We start from the raw sequence: 18,127 nt of genomic DNA on the forward strand, positions 1-18,127 counted from the left end.
GTTATGGGTAACATCTTAGCGGCAAGCTTCGAGCTGCAAGCTACAAGTGAAGGCGTGTCTGATTCGCTTGCAGCTCGCAACCGCGTCTTGGGTGGAGCAAATGATTGGTATCGTTAGCTGGCTAAGTTAACCCAGCATTAACAAAAAAGCCCTGCTTAAACAGGGCTTTTTAGCGGCAAGCTTCTAGCTACAAGCTGCAAGTAGAAGCGGCTTGGCGCTCATGACGCAGTGTAGCTTGAAGCTTGAAGCTTGAAGCTTGAAGCTTGCAGCTGCCTCAATACCGATTGGGCTCCATTTCCAATTCGACATGAAACCGTTCGGCGATGTCTTTCTGGATACGCTGCGCCAGGTCGAGCAGTTGCAGGCCGGTCGCCGTGCCGTAGTTGACCAGCACCAATGCCTGCAACTTGTGCACGCCGGCATCGCCGTCGCGAAAACCTTTCCAGCCTGCGCGTTCGATCAGCCAGCCAGCGGCCAGTTTCATCTGTCCGTCCGCTTGCGGGTAAGCCACCAGATCCGGGTGCTGCGCTTTGATCTGCGTGACCACAGCGGCGGACACCAGCGGATTCTTGAAAAAGCTGCCGGCATTGCCGAGCACCGCCGGGTCCGGCAGTTTTTCGCTGCGGATGCTGCAGATGGCGCGGCTGACGTCGCTGGGCGTCGGCTGTTCGATGCCCAGCTCGCTCAGGCGTTGACGCACCGGGCCGTATTCCAGATGCAGGTGCGCTGCGCGATCAAGCGTGAAGCGCACCCGCAGGATCAGCCAACGTCCCGGCTGTTGCTTGAACAGGCTGTCGCGGTAGCCGAAGTTGCATTGCTCCAGGCTGAAATCCCGCAACTCGCCGCTCTCGCGATCCAGCGCGGTGAGGCCGGCAAACACGTCCTTGATCTCGACACCATAGGCACCGATGTTCTGCATCGGCGCGGCGCCGACGGTGCCGGGAATCAGGCTGAGATTTTCCAGCCCGGCAAAACCCTGGGCCAGCGTTTGCTGCACGAACGGGTGCCACGGTTCGCCCGCTTCCGCCTCGACCACCACGCGACTGCCATCGTCGCTGAGCACGCGGATGCCGCGTGTAGCCATGCGCAACACCAGCGCCGGAATATCCGCCGTCAGCAGCAAATTGCTGCCGCCGCCGATCACCAGCAACGGCACGTCATGGGACGCGGCATAGGCCAGCGCTTCGCGGACATCTTCATCGCTGCGGGCTTCGGCAAATAGCTGCGCGCGCACATCGACGCCAAACGTATTGAAGGCCTGCAAAGATACTTGCGGTTGCACCTGCAAACTCATAAACGGCCCTTCACTTCGATCAGCAACTGGTCGCAGGCCGCTTCGATCAGATCGAGCACCTGCTCGAAACCTTGTTCACCGTCGTAATACGGATCCGGCACTTCATCGAGCAGCCCGGCATAACGACGCAAAAACAGATCCAGCTCGGCCCTGCCGGTGGACGGCTGCAAGGCCTTGAGGTTGCGCAGATTGCTGTTATCCATCGCGAGAATCAGGTCGTAGCTGGCGAAATCGGCTCGGCTGACCTGTTGCGCGCGTTGCGTCGACAGGTCATAACCGCGCAGTTTCGCCGCGGCCTGGCTGCGCTTGTCCGGCGGGTTGCCAACGTGCCAGTCACCGGTGCCCGCGGAGGCCACTTCGACCACGTCCGCCAATCCGGCTTCGCGCAACTTGTGGCGCAACACGCCTTCGGCGGTGGGCGAACGGCAGATGTTGCCCAGGCACACGAACAGAACGCGCATCAGGCCCCCAGCAGGCGACGAACCCGCTCAAGGTCTTCGACGGTGTCGACGCCGGTCGGCGGCGCGATCAGCGCGTCGGCAACATGGATGCGCACGCCATGCCACAAGGCACGCAGTTGTTCGAGGGATTCGGTGTTTTCCAGCCAGCATGGGCCCCAGTTGACGAAATCCTGAAGGAACCCGGCGCGATAGGCATAGATGCCGATGTGACGGCGATAGGGCACGCCTTGCGGCAGTTGCTCACGGCTCTTGGCAAACGCATCGCGAGCCCACGGCAAGGTCGCGCGGCTGAAGGTCAGCGCGAGGCCGTTGATGTCGCTGGCGACCTTGACCACGTTGGGGTTGAACAGGGTTTCCACGTCTTCGATCGGCTCGGCCAGCGTGGCCATGCGCGCTTCGGTATGGGCAGCCAGGTTGGCGGCGACCTGATCAATCACGCTTGGCGGAATCAGCGGCTCATCGCCCTGGACGTTGACCACGATCGCATCAGGCGCAAGACCGAGTTTCGCTGCGACCTCGGCCAGACGATCGGTGCCGGAGTTGTGATCTTCACGGGTCAGCACCACTTCGGCGCCAAAGCTTTTGCACGCCTCGACGATGCGCGCATCGTCAGTTGCAACAACGACGCGGGTCGCGCTGCTTTTGCTCGCCTGTTCCCAGACATGCTGGATCATCGGCTTGCCGGCAATATCCAGCAACGGCTTGCCCGGCAGACGGGTCGAGGCGAATCGCGACGGAATGACAACGGTGAAGGCTGTGGTCATTTATCCAGACGCTCGTCGGTGGTCAGGGTGCGCGCTTCGCTTTCCAGCATCACCGGGATGCCGTCGCGGATCGGATAGGCCAGGCCCGCGCCCTTGCTGATCAGTTCGGTCTTGTCGGCGCTGAGCTTCAGCGGGCCTTTGCACACGGGGCAAGCGAGGATGTCGAGCAGTTTGGTGTCCATGAACATTCCCAGAAATAAAAGAGTTAAGGCAGCAGACGATCCGGCAACAGGCGCATCAGCTGAGTATCGAACCAGGCCACAAAGGCTGGCGACGGCACGGCATCGACCGCCAGATACCACCAATCGGCAGCGGCAAAGGCACGGCACTTCACCGCGTCCTTTTCGGTCATCACCAACGGCAATGACGGGGTGAAATTCAACGCCTGCAGGCTGTACTCGGCGTGGTCGGCAAAAGCATGCGGAACCGGGCGCCAGTCTAGCGCTTCAAGGGTATTGAAGAAACGTTGCGGATTGCCGATGCCGGCCACCGCATGCAGCGTTTGCCCGGGCGGAAAATGCTCGAGCGACTGACGTTCGCCGCTGCGCAAATTGACCAGCGCCGTAGGTTGCAGGCGAAAGGCGAAACCATCGTCGCGATCATCAAGGGCGCCGTTGAACAGCACGCCATCGACGCTTTGCAAGCGCTCGACCGGCTCCCGCAACGGCCCGGCCGGCAGACAGCGCTGGTTGCCCAGCCCCCGGGCCGCATCGATCAGCACCAGTTCCAGATCCCGCGCCAGACGATAATGCTGCATGCCGTCGTCAGACAGAATCAGGTCCAGTGGCTCACTGGCAATCAAGGCTTTGACGGCGGCGCTTCGATCGGGATCGATCATCAGCGGCACGCCGGTGCGCTGGACGATCAGCAACGGCTCGTCACCGGCAATCTCGGCGCTGTGCTCGGCCTCAACCCGCCATGGCAATTGCGGCGGCTTGGCGCCGTAACCGCGACTGACAACTCCAACGCGCAGTCCACGGCGTCGGCAATGTTCGATCAGCCAGAGAATCATCGGCGTCTTGCCGGTACCGCCAACGGTGATATTGCCGACGACGATCAACGGCACCGGCGATTGGTAGATTTCACCTTCGCCGTCGAGAAAGCGCTGACGCTTGTTGATCACCACGCGGCGATACAGCATTTCCAGCGGCCGCAGCAGCGTCAGGGCCGGATGCCCCTGATACCACGCGGCGAGCAGGCGATCAGACAGGCTCATCAGGATTTCGGCGCCGCCTCGACCGTGGTCATGCGCAGATGGCTGAAACCGAGCTTGCCGGCCGCGTCCATGGCGGTGATCACCGATTGATGCTGGGCCTTGCCGTCGGCACTGATCGACAACGGCATGCTGGTGTCGCCATTGGATTCTTTCTGCATGGCTTCCATCAGCGTCGGCAGGTCATTCTTCGGCAGAATCTTGTTGTTCACCGAGAACACGCCTTCGGCACTGATCGCGACGTCCAGCTGTTTGACCTGCTGATCTTCGGCAGGCGAACCGCTCACCGCTTCCGGCAGATCCACGCGCAACTGGGTTTCGCGGGTGAAGGTGGTAGTGACCACGAAAAACAGCAGCAGGATAAACACCACGTCGATCAGCGACGCGAGGTTGATGTCTACGGTTTCCCGGGGCTTGCGACGGAATTTCACGCTTTGCCCTCGGCCAGATCCACATCACGGTCGCCCTGCACCACTTCCACCAGTTTGATTGCTTCCTGCTCCATGCCGACCACCAGCTCATCGATGCGGCGTTGCAGGAAGCGGTGGAAGAACACCGCTGGAATCCCGACCATCAGGCCCGCTGCGGTAGTGATCAGTGCTTTGGAAATACCGCCGGCCAGTACCGAAGCATTGGTGGTCATGCCGGACCCGGTGAAGGCACTGAAAATGTCGATCATGCCCAGCACAGTGCCGAGCAGGCCGAGCAGCGGCGCCATGGCGGCGATGGTGCCGAGGGCGTTGATGTAGCGTTCGAGTTCATGAATGACCCGCGCGGCGGCCTCTTCGATGCACTCTTTCATGATCTCGCGGCCATGCTTGGAATTGGCCAGGCCTGCGGCGAGGATTTCCCCCAGCGGCGAGTTGGCGCGCAATTCCTTGAGTTTTTCCTTGTTGAGCTGCTTGTCCTTGATCCAGACCCAGACCTGACCCAGCAGATGCTCGGGGGTGACGCGACTGGCGCGCAGTGTCCACAGGCGCTCGGCGACGATCGCCATGGCCGCGATGGAACTCAGAATGATCGGCAACATCATCCAGCCGCCGGATTTGACCAATTCCCACACAGTGACAGTCCCCTCGAAAAAGTGCGCCACTTTACCATACCGATTCGCGATTAAGACCCGCCGCCCCGACGACCGTGAGGTGGCACCCATGCTGGCACCGATCAACGGCCAGCCACCGGCGGATCGCGCCAGAACCGCCGCTGTTGACGCATCGTCCACGGCGGCTTGAAGCTGCCCAGTTGCAAATGAATGGCACCTTGCTCGGCGCTGTCGTAGATGCGCAGGCCTTGCTTGCGGTAGCGCGCAAGCACGGTTGGATGCGGATGACCGAAGGAGTTGCCGTGGCCGCGGGAGATCAGCACCGCTTCGGGCTGCAAGGTTTTGAGCAGGGCCATCGACGATGAACTGCGGCTGCCGTGATGTGGCGATTGCAGCCACTGCGTCGGCACGGCCAGTGGGCTGTCGAGCAGGACGCGCTCGGCATGAGTGTCGATATCGCCAGTGAGCAGCAGGCGTTCGCCGTTGGCCTCGATCTGCAAGACACAGGAGCGCTGGTTGCTGTCATCGGCCGCCGACCACTGCCAGAGCTGAAACTGCACGCCATCCCACTGCCATTGTTCGCCACTGGCGCAGGCTTCGGCGTTCAGCTCCGGCGGCAGGTTTGGCGCATCGCCACTGACGACACGGTGCACATTCAATCCACGCATAACCGCCCTGGCGCCGCCAGCGTGATCGGCGTCGGCATGGCTGAGCAGCATCAGGTCGAGCGCTTGCACATTGAGTTTGCGTAACGCAGGCAACACCACTCGTTCACCGAGATCGAACTCGCCGAAACGCGGGCCGGCGTCATAGAGCAATGCGTGATGGCGGGTGCGAACAAGGATGGCCAGGCCCTGGCCAACATCGAGTTGCCAGACATCGGCTCGGCCTTCCTCCATCCGCTCTCGGGGCGGCAACACCAGAAGCAACAGCAGCGGCCAGCCAAACGGGCGCAACGGCACGCCACGGGGCAACAGCAATAACAACGCGCCAAGGCTGCCCAGGACCAACGCCCACCATGGAATGGCGGCGGGTATCCACGCCGGCCATTGCCCGGCAATCAGCGCCAGCCCGATAAACAGCCAGTCGATCAAACCACCGGCCAGCCACAGCAGCCCTTCGCCAACATAAGGCACGGGCAGCAATAGCGTGCCGAGCAACGCCGGCGGCAACACCACGAGGCTGACCCACGGTACCGCCAGCAGATTGGCTACAGGCCCGCTGACGCTGATCGGCAAGCTCAGCGCCAGCAACACCGGACACAAACCGATCGCGATCAGCCACTGCGCGCGAGTCCAGGTCTGCCACCACCGCCAAGCGCCCAGCCGCCCGCCGAAGGTGAAGATCAACACCGCCACTGCGGCGAAGGACAGCCAGAAGCCGGGACGCAAGCTGGCCAGCGGATCAAGCAGCAGCACGCCATTGAATGCCAGCAGCAACGGCCACCATGCGCCGAGATGACGAAAACGCAGGCGCCACAGCAGCACCAGCGCCACCATCACGCAGGCGCGCTGCACCGGCACATCGAAACCGGCGAGCAAGCCGTAACCCAGCGCCGCCGCGAAGGCCAGGCCACACGCCCACGGCAACCATGGCCAGCGCAACGGCCAGACTCCGAAACGCGCCAGCCCGGCGACCAGCATATACATCACCGCCGCCAGCAAACCGATGTGCTGGCCGGAGATCACCAGCAAATGCACGGTGCCGGTATCTTGCAGCACCTGCCAATCCTCGCGACTGAGGCCTGAACCGTCGCCGAGCACCAGCGCTGCCAGCGCACCCTCTCGCCCTTGCGCATCCACGGCCAGCAGGCGCTGCCGAACACCGTCGCGCCAGGCATGCCGGGCCTCAGCCAGACGCTGGCCATCCTTGATCGTCCCGGTTGCACCGATGCGCTGTGCCAGCAGCCACGCGTCGTAATCGAAGGCGTCGGGATTGAGCAAGCCACCCGGGCGCTTCAACTTCACGGCCAGGCGCCAACGCTCACCACTATTGACCGGCGGCCCGGCATACCAGGCCAGGCGCAGCAGCGATGGAAGTTTCTCGTGCCGTGAGTGCGCATCGGCCAGCTCGAAACGCACCACACCGTCGCCGTGCTGCGGCAAGCCGACCACACGCCCTTCGAGCCAACGGGTTTCGCCGTCCAGACTCGGTGGCAAGCGGTCATTCAGCGCCCACTGCGCGCTAACGCAGGCCCAGGTAAAGCCAAACAGCAAACATGCCAATGGATAGCTGCGAAACGGCAGCAGCATCAGCGCCACCACTGGCAGCACTGCCAGCAAGCCGACCGGCGGCAAGGCCGGCAAAAAAACCGGGGCCAGCAGACCGACTGCCAGCGCCATCATCCCTGTGCGCATATGCCCGTCCTTGAGAGTTCCCTCCTTAGGCATAGCGGGTCTGCGGCACCACCGTCGTCAACAATTGTCACAAAGTCTGAATGGGCGGTTCGTAGAATCCAGACATACTTGCCGCCTTAACCGACCGAGAAGCCTTATGCCCCGGCGCTTATTCAAACGCTACATGCCCGACCCGACGAGCATCAGGGAACACAAATCCTTACGCTTTCTCGGCACGTTGCTGCATGACCCGAACCTCTGGCACCTCAATCGCCACTCGGTCGCCCGGGCGATGGCGGTCGGTTTGTTTGCGGCATTCCTGCCGATCCCGGCACAGATGCTGGTGGCGGCGGCATTGGCGGTGATGGTGCGCGGCAATATGCCGATCGCGGTGAGTCTGGTCTGGCTGACCAATCCGATCACCATGCCGGCGGTGTTTTTCTGCACCTACCAGGCCGGGGCGTTCCTGATGGATGTGCCGGCGCGGCATCTGCCGGACGAGCTGACCTGGGAATGGATCAGCGGCGAATTGTCGACATTGTGGCAGCCGTTTTTGCTCGGCTCGGTGGTCGTCGGTCTGGTGCTGGGCGTCCTCGCCTACTTTCTGGTGATGCTGTACTGGCGCTGGTGGGTGGCGCGGCAATGGCGGCGGCGCAAGAAAAGCCGGCAGAAATGAATGCAAAACGGCCTCCGCGATGGGAGGCCGTTTTTTGTTGTGTCTGGGCTGGCCCCTTAGCGAGCAGGCTCGCTCCACAGAGAACATCATTCCAATGTGGGAGCGAGCCTGCTCGCGAAGAAAGCGACGCGGTCGGATCAGGTACGCATCCCGCGCCCGCTCACCAGCAACCGCGCACAGCCGAGATACAGCACCACGGTCGCCACCAGCATGAAGGTAATGGCGATGCCGATGCGGATATCCGAGACACCCAGGATGCCGTAGCGGAAGGCGTTGACCATGTGCAGCACCGGGTTGGCCAGCGACACGGTCTGCCAGAACGGTGGCAGCAATGTGATCGAATAGAACACGCCACCCAGGTAAGTCAGCGGGGTCAGCACAAACGTCGGAATGATCGAAATATCATCGAAGTTGCGCGCAAACACCGCGTTGATGAAGCCCAGCAGCGAGAAAATTGTCGCGGTCAGCACCACCACCAGGATGGTCACGCCGAGGTGATGCACCTGCAAATCGGTGAAGAACAGCGACAGAATCGTCACGATCAGACCCACCGCCAGACCGCGCAATACACCACCAATGGTGAAGCCGATCAGGATCGTGTGCGGTGACACCGGCGAGACCATCAACTCTTCGATCGAGCGCTGGAACTTGCTGCCGAAAAAGCTCGAGACCACGTTGCCATAGGAGTTGGTGATCACTGACATCATGATCAGGCCCGGCACAATGTACTCCATGTAGGTGAAGCCACCCATGTCGCCGATCTGTCGGCCGATCAGGTTGCCGAAGATCACGAAGTACAGAACCATGGTGATCGCCGGCGGCAGCAACGTCTGCGGCCAGATCCGCATGAAGCGTTTGACCTCGCGGTAGACGATGGTTTGCAGGGCGACGAGGTTGGGACCGAACTCGGAACTCATACCGCCACCTTCGACAGATTTTTCTCCACCAGGGACACGAACAACTCCTCAAGGCGATTGGTTTTGTTGCGCAGGCTCAGCACTTCGATGTTCTGCTGCGCCAACTGGGTGAACAGCGCCGTGATGCCCATGGATTTGTCGACCTGCACTTCCAGGGTGTGGCCGTCGAGCAATCGGGCCGGGTAGCCGAGCAATTGCGGCGCAACGTGCAAGTCGTGTTTCAGGTCGAGCAAAAAGGTTTCCACGTGCAACTGGCCCAGCAACTGTTTCATGCTGGTGTTTTCGACGATGGTGCCGTGGTCGATGATGCCGATGTTGCGGCACAGCTGCTCGGCCTCTTCCAGGTAATGCGTGGTCAGAATGATGGTGATGCCTTTCTGGTTCAGCTCGGTGAGGAAGGTCCACATCGAACGGCGCAGCTCGATGTCGACGCCCGCAGTCGGTTCATCAAGAATAAGCAGACGCGGTTCGTGCACCAGTGCACGAGCGATCATCAAACGACGTTTCATGCCGCCGGACAGCGAACGCGACGGCACATCGCGCTTGTCCCACAGGCCCAGCTGGGTCAGGTACTGCTCGGCGCGTTCCTTGGCGACTTTCGCCGGAATGCCGTAGTAACCGGCCTGGGTCACGACGATGTCGAAGGTCTTTTCGAACTGGTTGAAGTTGAATTCCTGCGGCACCACGCCGATCGAGCGCTTGAGCGCCGCCGGGTTCTTGTCCAGGTCATTGCCGAAAATATTCACGGTACCGCTGGTCTTGTTGACCAGGGTCGAGAGGATGCCAATGGTGGTGGATTTGCCGGCACCGTTAGGGCCGAGCAAGGCGAAAAAGTCACCTTCGGCGACGTCCAGATCGATACCACTCAAGGCCTGGAACCCGTTGCCGTAGGTTTTGGTTAGCTGCCGGATGGACAGAGCGGAACTCATATCGGATTTACGCACCAAGAAGGAAGGAAAGGGATAGATAAGGGCGGGCGGCGAGGGAAACAACCGCGGCGCACGTTCGCAATGGTGCTTGCCGCCGCCGCACAAGTACAGTCAAGTGTGTCGATAGTAATTATCAAGTCAACGCGGTCATGACCGCCTTCTGATAGGCCGCACGCTGCTTCAAACGTTCATACCAGGCTTGCAGATGCGGTTGCGGGGCGCGCTCGATGGGCATTTCGAACCAGGCATAAATGAAGCTGCCCAGCGGGATGTCGCCCATGCCGATGTCATTGCCGGAGAGATAAGGCTGGCTGATCAAGGCGTGGTCGGCCATGTTCAGCAGTTCATCGCATTCCTTGATCGCGGCGTTGATCGCCTTCCAGTCCTGCTTCTCGGCAGGCGTGCGCAGCACACCCCAGAACACCGTGCGAAACGGCCCGGCGAAACTGGAAGTGGTCCAGTCCATCCACTTGTCCGCTGCGGCGCGGGCTTGCGCATCCGCCGGATACCAGGCGCTGTCCGGGGCGTGTTTGGCCAGCAGATAGCGAACGATGGCGTTGGATTCCCACAGCACGAAACCGTCATCCTCGATCACTGGCACCCGGCCATTCGGGTTCATCGCGCGGTACTCGGGCGTGTCGACCACCCCGAACGCGCCGCCGGCATCGATGGCCTCGTACGCGAGGCCCAGCTCTTCGGCAGCCCACAAGGGTTTTCTGACATTCGATGAATTTTTCCGTCCCCAGATCTTCAGCATGACCGCCTCTTTGCAAGTGAGTGGACGGCCAGCATACGCCGGATCAGGTGCGACTCAAATCGCTCTGCATATCGCCCAGCAACACCGGCAACTGCTCACTGAACAGATGCGGATAGCACTTTTGCAGGTGCTCGAAGAAGAAGGTTTCCGGCACATCGGTAAACTGGCCGTGATCGATCAGATACTCCATCAACTGCGCGCCGTCACGGTTGAACGGGTGGAAAACGCTGTCATTGATGCCATCGAACTCCAGCGCTGCGACGTTGAACAACTCGCACAGTTGCTGGTTGAACGCTGGCGTCGCCTTGACCCAGCGGCCGTCGAGAAACAGCTCGGTGTAGCCATGCATGGCAAACACATCGCTTTTCAGCAACTCGAGCAGACGCGGCGTCGACAGATGATTGCGTACGTCGGCCAGACCGATGCGCGCCGGGATCCCGCAATGCCGCGCGCAACCGGCGAGCAGGGTGGCTTTCGGCACGCAATAGCTCTCCCCCGCTGCCAGTGCGTAACTGCCGCACAGGGTTTGCGGATCACGGCTGAAGGTGTACGGGTTGTAGCGCACCGCCTCGCGCACAGCGTAATAAAGACTGATCGCCTGCTCACGCGGATCATTACTGGCACCGCGATGCTGCTCGGCGAACTCCACCACCGCCGGGTGGTCACTATCGATGAAGCGGCCGGGGCTCAGATACTCGTGCATGACGGCAATCTCCTGGGTAAGCCACGAGTCTAGCGACAGCCTGAGCACAGAGATAACGACGTTTCGGCCAAACCTGAAAGCAAAGCTGCGCAGCAACGAACGATTTCCCACACGTGTTGCCCACCGAACCTACGAAAACCATCCGGGGTTTCCCACGATTTCAATCACCATGCTCTGACCGCCCTTATTTGCAGATGCCGTCTAAGCTCTGGAGGGTCGATTTGCCTTGGTTCACGGAGGACTGAATATGCTGTTGTTGTGGATACTGGTTTTGATCGTCGGCGTGGCGTATCTCGCCCATCGACGCATCGCCCCGCTGCCCGCGTTGGGCATCGTTGCGGCCTATCTGGTTGCCATGGGGATTTTCAGTCACGCGCCGGGCTGGCTGCTCTTTGTCTTTTGGGTATTGCTGGCGGTGGTCGCCGCGCCGTTGTTGCTGCCTGACCTGCGCCGCAAGCACTTCACCGCGCCGCTGTTCAACTGGTTCCAGAAAACCCTGCCACCAATGTCGCAGACCGAGCGCGATGCGATCGACGCCGGCACCGTGTGGTGGGACGGCGAGCTGTTCAGCGGCCGTCCGGACTGGGACAAATTGCTGTCCTATCCAAAAGTGCAACTGAGCGAAGAGGAACAGGCCTTCATCGACGGCCCGACCGAAGAACTCTGCGCAATGGTCAGCGACTGGCAGATCGGCCAGTCAATGGACCTGCCGCCCGAGGCCTGGACGCACATTAAGGAACACGGCTTTTTCGCCCTGATCATTCCAAAGGAATACGGCGGCAAAGGCTTCTCCGCGTACGCTCACTCCCAAGTAGCAATGAAACTGGCGACACGTAGCGGCGACCTCGCCTCGACCGTGATGGTGCCCAATTCCCTCGGCCCGGCGGAGCTGTTGCTGCATTACGGCACCGACGAACAACGCAATCACTACCTGCCGCGCCTGGCCCGTGGCGACGATATTCCATGCTTCGCCCTCACCGGCCCGCTGGCCGGTTCCGACGCCGGCGCGATGCCCGATACCGGGATCATCTGCAAAGGCCAGTGGGAGGGTGAAGAAGTGATCGGCCTGCGCCTGAACTGGGAGAAACGCTACATCACCCTCGGCCCGGTCGCGACTCTGCTTGGCCTGGCATTCAAGGCTTACGACCCGGACCACCTGCTCGGAGAAGAGGAAGACCTCGGCATCAGTCTGGCGCTGATCCCGACCGATACCGCAGGTGTGGAAATCGGTCGTCGTCACCTGCCACTGGGCGCCGCGTTCATGAACGGGCCGAACTCCGGCAAGGACGTGTTCATTCCACTGGACTACCTCATCGGTGGTCAGGAAATGCTCGGCAAAGGCTGGATGATGCTGATGAACTGCCTGTCGGTCGGGCGTTCGATCTCGCTGCCAGCAGTGGGCACTGGCGCGGCCAAGTTCACCAGTCTGGTCACAGGCCAGTACGCGCAAATTCGTGAACAATTCAACGTACCGCTCTCGGCTTTCGAAGGCATTCAGGAAGCCATGGCGCGTATTGGCGGCAACGCGTGGATGATGGACGCCGCACGGATGCTCACCGCCAATGCGGTGGATCTCGGCGAAAAACCATCGGTGCTCTCGGCGATCCTCAAATATCACCTCACCGAACGCGGCCGCGAATGCATCAGCCACGCCATGGATGTGCACGGCGGCAAAGCCATCATCATGGGGCCGAACAACTACCTCGGCCGCAGCTGGAACGGCGCGCCGATCTTCATCACCGTCGAAGGCGCGAACATCCTGTCGCGCAACCTGATGATCTTCGGTCAGGGCGCGATCCGCTGCCATCCATTCGTACTCAAGGAAATGGCCCTGGCCGGTCGCGACGATAAGGATCAGGCACTCAAGGAATTCGACGGCCTGTTGCTCAAGCACATCGGTTTTGCCGTCAGCAATGCCGCCAGCACACTGGTGCTGAACCTCGGCCTGGGACACTTCGAACATGCGCCGGGCGACAGGATCAGTCAGGGCTACTTCCGCGCGCTGAACCGTCAGGCCGCCGCATTCGCCATGCTCGCCGACTTCAGCATGATGCTCCTGGGCGGCGAACTGAAACGCCGCGAACGTCTGTCGGCTCGCCTTGGCGATGTACTGAGCAACCTGTATCTGGCCTCGGCCGCGCTCAAGCGTTATCACGACTTGGATTCGCCGGCGTACATGGAGCCGCTGTTCCGCTGGGCCATGGAAGAAAGCCTTGGTCAGTCGGAGCGTGCGCTGGATGAACTGCTGAGCAATTTCCCGAACAGAGTCTTCGGCTGCCTGCTGCGGGTCATCGTCTTCCCGTTTGGTCGCCGTCACAAAGGCCCATCGGACAAACTCGGCGCTGAAGTCGCTGCGGTCATCGGTCGCGCCAAAGGCGATCCGGCACTGGAAGAATTGCTCGCCGGCTGCTACCGCCCGCAATCGGCGGACGATGCCGTAGGCGCCCTGCAACACGCCAGTGACCTGCTCAACGCCGCGCAACCGCTGCACAAGAAACTGCACACCGCGTTGAAAAGCGGCCAGGTGAAACCGGCCGCCGGCGAACACGCCATCGATGCCGCGCTGGAAGCCGGCGTACTGCAAGCCGTCGAAGCGCAAAGCCTGCGCGACGCCGAAGCGGCCCGCCGCAAGGTGATCGACGTCGACGATTTCGCCAAAGAAGAACTGACCCAGGCAGAGGGCAAAGTCCGCTGATCCCGGTTTATGTGAAAAAACGGCGCGAGGGCTTTATACTCCCGCGCCCGTTTTGCTCTTGAGGACTTATCTCGTGTCCAACGTCGTTGCCGATCATCTCGTGTTGCTCGACCACCTGCGCAGTATCCTGGTCGCCGTAGGTGAGGCCGAACAAGTGCCTGAAGAAAGCCATGCCCTGTTCCTCGAGCGCTTCGACGAACTGCTGGCCTCCCTGCCGATCGACCCTATCGAAAGCCAATACCTGGGCCAGGACATCCTCACCCAAGTCATCAGCCGCTACCCACAAATCGCCCACCTGATCCCGCGCGACCTGCTGTGGTTCTTCGCCGGCGACTGCCTGCACTACCTCTCCGACGAAGAAATCGACCTGTACCAGGCCCTCGAAGAACGCCGCTACGAAGCCGAACAGAACGACGAACCGTTCGACTGGAACCAGGAAAAACAACTGCTGGCCATGTCTGCGCAGGACAGCAAGCATTGATATTCGACAGGTAATCAAAAGGCCCGCACTGGTGATTCAGTGCGGGCCTTTTTTTCAAGATCAAAAGCCCCTCACTAGCCCTCTCCCGGAGGGAGAGGGGACTGACCCCGCTGTTTGGACGAGGTACGTCGATGTGAAAGTCCGAGTTGAACTCAGGATTTGAAAAGCACACACATCAGCTCCCTCTCCCTCGGGTGAGGGCTGGGGTGAGGGGTGAATCCAACACAGATCCAAAGCAGACCACACGCTTTTCACCACTCAAAACAATGAGCGCAAGCTCGAGTACCGCTTTTGATTTTGATCCACCGGCGACGTCGGAAGGCTGAGCGGAGGGATTGATCCGGGCGTGGGAGCGCAGCGACCGTCTGGCGCAGCCAGACACAGCGGAAGGAGGTGCAGCGAAGCAAACCGTAGCCGCTGCGCCCGGATCAGTCCCGAAGCGAAGGTACCCGAGCCTGCGAGGGCCGAACGCAGGAGCTAGCGTTTTGGTTACTTTTTGGCGTCTGAAAAAGTGACTCGCCGTAAGGGCGAAACCGCCAGAAGCAACAACCGAAGCAACGGATATACACCCAAAACCCCAAGAGCCTGGTCGGCCCCAAGGCCGCCAAGCCCCCCCAAAGAAACCTCAAAGCAACCCCTCACTCTCCGGCAGCTCATACGCCACAGCCGCATTGCTCCCGCCTACCGACTTCCCGGGCCGACCCAACGTCGGCTCCCTCTGCAAACACTCCACCAGATAATCAATAAACACCCGCAACTTCGGCGGCAAATACCGCGTCGGCGAATGCAGCAACCACAACCCGCCATGATAGGAAGCAAGAAACGTCCAGTCCGGCAGCACCTGCACAATCAGCTTCTGCTCCAACGCATAACGCGCCGTGAAATACGGCAGACTGCCAATCCCGATGTGCTGCAACACCGCACCCAACCGCACGCCCGTGTGATTGGCGGCATAACGCCCACGCACACCGACCGTGACCGCCTTGCTGCCCTTCTTGAATTTCCAGCGCGCATCGCTCGGCGTTTCGCCCAGATAAATACAACTGTGATTGAGCAAATCGTGAGGATGCGTCGGCGTGCCATGTTCGGCCAGGTATTGCGGCGTGGCGCAAAGCAAATGATCGATGGTCAGCAACTGCCGCCCGACCAGACCGGCCGGTGGACGATCAGTGATGCGAATCGCCAGATCGACATGATCATCGATCAAGTCGACCTGCCGATCTTCCAGCAACAACTCGACGTCGACCTTGGGATAGCGGCGCAGAAACTCCGGCATGTGCGGATGAATCACAAAGCGCCCCACCGCTTTCGGCACGCTGACCCGTACCAGACCTTCGGCTTCGTGGGTGAACTGGCCGCTGATTTCCATCACCGATCTGGCCGCGCTGACCATTTCCTGGCAACGCTTGAACACCTCCTCACCGCCATCGCTCAAGCGCAGTTTGCGCGTGGTGCGTTGCAGCAAGCGCGTGGCCAACGCCTTTTCCAATCGGGAAATACTGCGACTGACCGCCGAGGGTGAGGAACCCATCTGCCGCGCCGCTTCAGAGAAGCTGCCGGTCTCGACAACCTTGACGAAAATCGCCATTTCACCCAGCAGCGGCAGCGGAAGATTGATGCTCACGACGCACAAGTCCTTTGATGTTCGAACGGATTATCACGTTATTGCACGATTCATATAATAAAAACAGAACTTCGATCAGGGCATGGAATATGACGCTTCGCCTGTTTTTTCACATTGACGACCTCAAGGCGAATGTCGAAGTCCTCGACTGCACACCCCACGAGAACGAATTCGCCGTAGTGCTGCGCGCTACCCTGTTTCACCCCCAGGGCGGCGGTCAGCCTTGCGACACCGGCTGGATCGGTGAAAGCCGGGTGTCGCGCGTGGTGCAGGAAGCGGAGCGCATTGTGCATTTCGTCGACCGCCCGCTGCCGCTGGGCATGACCGTCATCCGCATCGATGAAGAGCGCCGCCGCTTCAACACACGCATGCACTCGGCCGGGCACCTGATCGGTCATTTCATTCAGGCCATGGGCTGGATGCCGATCAAGGCACACCACTGGCCGGACGAAGGTCGGGTGCAATTCAAACCGGGCGATGGCGCAGAAGAAGTCGATGCACCCACCGTGCAAACCGGCATCGAGCAGTGGATCGAACACGATCTGCCGCGCCTGACTTCCCTGCGCGAAGGCGCGCGAGAAATCAGTTTTGGTGAACTGCCAGCCTTTGGCTGCGGTGGTACCCACGTACGCAGCCTGAAGGATCTGGGCACAGTCACGATCGCCTCGCTTTCGCAGAAGAAAGGCACGTTGTCCGTCCACTACAGCGTGGATTGAGCATTTCGGACCCTGCCATTGCGCAGGGTCCGACGCCGGGGAACCGCACTCGCCGGTTCCGTTGACTATCGATAGATGGACCTAAAACAAATGATGCTAGACGTCGAGCGTCTCGATGAGACGTGCATAAAAAAACTGGCCAACGAAGAAGTCCTCGCCATCCGCGTCAAACGCTTTCTGCCCGAGCCACTGGCGATCGAAATTGGCGACAAGATTCTCGCTCCCGGCTTTGAAGGCTACATCAACGCACCGAGCATCGGCCGCATTGGGATGGCCTTTTACGAGGCAGAAAACCAGCCGCTGCTGATCGAGGATTACTTCGAACGCGCGACCCGCAACATCGACGAACTGCGCCAGCGCTGCGCGCCCTACTCTTCGCCGATCGACACCTTGCGCTGCATGCTTGACGAATCCTGGCCCGCTGGCGCGCATCTGGAAAACCTTTACGGGCGCAAAATGTATGTCGGCTTGTCTCGCGTGGTCAAACCCGGCGTGTGCTTTCTTGCTCATCACGACATCTTCGCCAAGGACGCCCCGGACAGTTTTCAGGCGCGCAGCCTCGAGGCGCAATTTGCCTGCAACGTCTACCTGAACATGCCCACCGAGGGTGGCGCCTTGCAGATGTGGAATGACCACATCACCCCGGATCAATTCGACGAAATGCGCGGCGACAGTTATGGCATCGAGCCGTCCCTGCTGGGGCCGCCCGCCCTCGAAGTACGACCGCAGCCCGGCGATTTCATCATGTTCAATTCGCGGCGCATGCACTCGGTAACCCCGGGCGTGGCCGACCCGCGTTTGAGCCTGTCGTTCTTTGTCGGCTATCGCGGCAACGCTTCCCCTCTGACTTTCTGGAGCTAACATGCTTTCCAATTACCTGGGCGAGTTTCTCGCATTGGCCACCATCCATTTTCTCGCCGTGGTTGCACCCGGTCCGGACTTCGCCGTGACCATCCGCCAAAGCGTGCGCTTCGGTCGGCTCGTCGGTATCTGCACTGCGCTGGGCATCGGCGCGGGAATTTCCGTGCACGTGCTGTATACCCTGCTCGGCGTTGGCGCTTTGATGCACACCACACCGTGGCTGCTGACTGTGGCCAAAGTGGTCGGCGGGGCGTACATCCTCTATCTGGGCGTCAGCCTGATTCGCAGCAAACCGAAGAGCAGCGTCGAAGGCGAGAAAACCGCCGATGAGCCACTGGTTGAACAGTCACTGTTCAAGGCATTCAGCACCGGTTTTCTCACCAACGCGACCAACCCCAAGGCCACGCTGTTTTTCCTGGCCATCTTCACCACGATCATCAGCGCCAGCACACCGCTGCAGATCCAGGCGTTTTACGGATTGTGGATGTGCTTCGTCAACGCGCTGTGGTTCGTGATCGTCGCGCTGTTTTTCTCCAGCAACAAAGTGCGCCTGCTGTTCATGCGCCTTGGACACTGGTTCGAGCGCAGCATGGGCGTCATCCTGATTCTATTTGCCGGACGCCTGATGCTGTCGATGTAACCCACACAAAAAAGTCCC

19 protein-coding genes are annotated in these 18,127 nt (G+C 60.7%); 6 read left to right on the top strand and 13 right to left on the bottom strand.

Annotated features, from left to right (window positions below; all coding sequences use genetic code 11):
- Window positions 1-274 precede the first annotated feature (274 nt).
- The 8 genes from murB to ACZZZ4_RS01385 form a co-directional block, all read right to left on the bottom strand.
- Window positions 275-1,294, bottom strand: coding sequence for a UDP-N-acetylmuramate dehydrogenase (gene murB, locus ACZZZ4_RS01350; protein WP_463547089.1), 1,020 nt, complete (start codon window positions 1,292-1,294; stop codon window positions 275-277).
- Window positions 1,291-1,755 (bottom strand): low molecular weight protein-tyrosine-phosphatase, encoded by a 465-nt coding sequence (locus ACZZZ4_RS01355; RefSeq protein WP_463547090.1) that lies wholly within the window; start codon window positions 1,753-1,755, stop codon window positions 1,291-1,293. Before ACZZZ4_RS01355 ends, murB begins: the two co-directional genes overlap by 4 nt.
- Window positions 1,755-2,519, bottom strand: coding sequence for a 3-deoxy-manno-octulosonate cytidylyltransferase (kdsB, locus tag ACZZZ4_RS01360; RefSeq protein ID WP_095181614.1), 765 nt, complete (start codon window positions 2,517-2,519; stop codon window positions 1,755-1,757). Before kdsB ends, ACZZZ4_RS01355 begins: the two co-directional genes overlap by 1 nt.
- Window positions 2,516-2,701 (bottom strand): Trm112 family protein, encoded by a 186-nt coding sequence (locus ACZZZ4_RS01365; protein WP_003179363.1) that lies wholly within the window; start codon window positions 2,699-2,701, stop codon window positions 2,516-2,518. Before ACZZZ4_RS01365 ends, kdsB begins: the two co-directional genes overlap by 4 nt.
- A 23-nt stretch (window positions 2,702-2,724) precedes the next feature.
- Window positions 2,725-3,735, bottom strand: a complete 1,011-nt coding sequence (lpxK, locus tag ACZZZ4_RS01370) for a tetraacyldisaccharide 4'-kinase (RefSeq protein WP_463547091.1) — start codon at window positions 3,733-3,735, stop codon at window positions 2,725-2,727.
- Window positions 3,735-4,163, bottom strand: a complete 429-nt coding sequence (locus ACZZZ4_RS01375; protein ID WP_039760196.1) for an ExbD/TolR family protein — start codon at window positions 4,161-4,163, stop codon at window positions 3,735-3,737. The genes lpxK and ACZZZ4_RS01375 overlap by 1 nt, the downstream gene beginning before the upstream one ends.
- Window positions 4,160-4,795: a MotA/TolQ/ExbB proton channel family protein gene (locus ACZZZ4_RS01380; protein WP_016771007.1), complete on the bottom strand. Its 636-nt coding sequence runs from the start codon at window positions 4,793-4,795 to the stop codon at window positions 4,160-4,162. The genes ACZZZ4_RS01375 and ACZZZ4_RS01380 overlap by 4 nt, the downstream gene beginning before the upstream one ends.
- A gap of 101 nt (window positions 4,796-4,896) precedes the next feature.
- The gene (locus ACZZZ4_RS01385) at window positions 4,897-7,131 is read right to left on the bottom strand and encodes a DNA internalization-related competence protein ComEC/Rec2 (protein ID WP_463547092.1); all 2,235 of its coding nucleotides are present in this window, start codon (window positions 7,129-7,131) and stop codon (window positions 4,897-4,899) included.
- A gap of 136 nt (window positions 7,132-7,267) precedes the next feature.
- Between ACZZZ4_RS01385 and ACZZZ4_RS01390 the strand changes: the two genes are divergently transcribed.
- Complete coding sequence (locus ACZZZ4_RS01390; RefSeq protein WP_016770668.1) at window positions 7,268-7,786, top strand: DUF2062 domain-containing protein; 519 nt, start codon at window positions 7,268-7,270, stop codon at window positions 7,784-7,786.
- Between the two features lie 137 nt (window positions 7,787-7,923).
- On the opposite strand, the gene ACZZZ4_RS01395 is transcribed toward ACZZZ4_RS01390, so the two are convergent.
- The 4 genes from ACZZZ4_RS01395 to ACZZZ4_RS01410 form a co-directional block, all read right to left on the bottom strand.
- Window positions 7,924-8,703: an ABC transporter permease gene (locus ACZZZ4_RS01395; protein WP_039760202.1), complete on the bottom strand. Its 780-nt coding sequence runs from the start codon at window positions 8,701-8,703 to the stop codon at window positions 7,924-7,926.
- Window positions 8,700-9,632: an ABC transporter ATP-binding protein gene (locus tag ACZZZ4_RS01400; protein WP_095181611.1), complete on the bottom strand. Its 933-nt coding sequence runs from the start codon at window positions 9,630-9,632 to the stop codon at window positions 8,700-8,702. The genes ACZZZ4_RS01395 and ACZZZ4_RS01400 overlap by 4 nt, the downstream gene beginning before the upstream one ends.
- Window positions 9,633-9,765: 133 nt before the next feature.
- The gene (locus ACZZZ4_RS01405) at window positions 9,766-10,389 is read right to left on the bottom strand and encodes a glutathione S-transferase family protein (RefSeq protein WP_123443610.1); all 624 of its coding nucleotides are present in this window, start codon (window positions 10,387-10,389) and stop codon (window positions 9,766-9,768) included.
- Window positions 10,390-10,432: 43 nt separating this feature from the next.
- Window positions 10,433-11,092, bottom strand: a complete 660-nt coding sequence (locus tag ACZZZ4_RS01410) for a transglutaminase-like domain-containing protein (protein WP_463547093.1) — start codon at window positions 11,090-11,092, stop codon at window positions 10,433-10,435.
- 247 nt (window positions 11,093-11,339) lie between these two features.
- Between ACZZZ4_RS01410 and ACZZZ4_RS01415 the strand changes: the two genes are divergently transcribed.
- Together ACZZZ4_RS01415 and ACZZZ4_RS01420 are read left to right on the top strand one after the other, a co-directional pair.
- On the top strand, window positions 11,340-13,787 hold the full coding sequence (locus ACZZZ4_RS01415) for an acyl-CoA dehydrogenase (RefSeq protein WP_463547094.1): 2,448 nt from the start codon (window positions 11,340-11,342) through the stop codon (window positions 13,785-13,787).
- A 73-nt stretch (window positions 13,788-13,860) separates the two neighbouring features.
- Window positions 13,861-14,268 carry a PA2817 family protein gene (locus ACZZZ4_RS01420; protein ID WP_039760212.1) on the top strand — a complete coding sequence of 136 codons (408 nt, stop codon included), beginning with the start codon at window positions 13,861-13,863 and terminating at the stop codon, window positions 14,266-14,268.
- A 625-nt stretch (window positions 14,269-14,893) separates the two neighbouring features.
- Here the strand turns inward: ACZZZ4_RS01420 and ACZZZ4_RS01425 are convergent.
- A complete protein-coding gene (locus ACZZZ4_RS01425) occupies window positions 14,894-15,892 on the bottom strand; it encodes a LysR family transcriptional regulator (RefSeq protein WP_463547095.1) in 999 nt (332 codons plus the stop codon).
- Window positions 15,893-15,981: 89 nt separating this feature from the next.
- Between ACZZZ4_RS01425 and ACZZZ4_RS01430 the strand changes: the two genes are divergently transcribed.
- From ACZZZ4_RS01430 to ACZZZ4_RS01440, 3 genes are all read left to right on the top strand, one after another.
- On the top strand, window positions 15,982-16,608 hold the full coding sequence (locus tag ACZZZ4_RS01430) for an alanyl-tRNA editing protein (RefSeq protein ID WP_463547096.1): 627 nt from the start codon (window positions 15,982-15,984) through the stop codon (window positions 16,606-16,608).
- 90 nt (window positions 16,609-16,698) lie between these two features.
- Window positions 16,699-17,469, top strand: a complete 771-nt coding sequence (locus tag ACZZZ4_RS01435) for a 2OG-Fe(II) oxygenase (RefSeq protein ID WP_122700212.1) — start codon at window positions 16,699-16,701, stop codon at window positions 17,467-17,469.
- Window position 17,470: 1 nt separating this feature from the next.
- Window positions 17,471-18,109, top strand: coding sequence for a LysE family translocator (locus ACZZZ4_RS01440; RefSeq protein ID WP_016773667.1), 639 nt, complete (start codon window positions 17,471-17,473; stop codon window positions 18,107-18,109).
- Window positions 18,110-18,127 lie beyond the last annotated feature (18 nt).

The sequence above is a fragment of the Pseudomonas sp. AC252 genome, assembly GCF_979258105.1.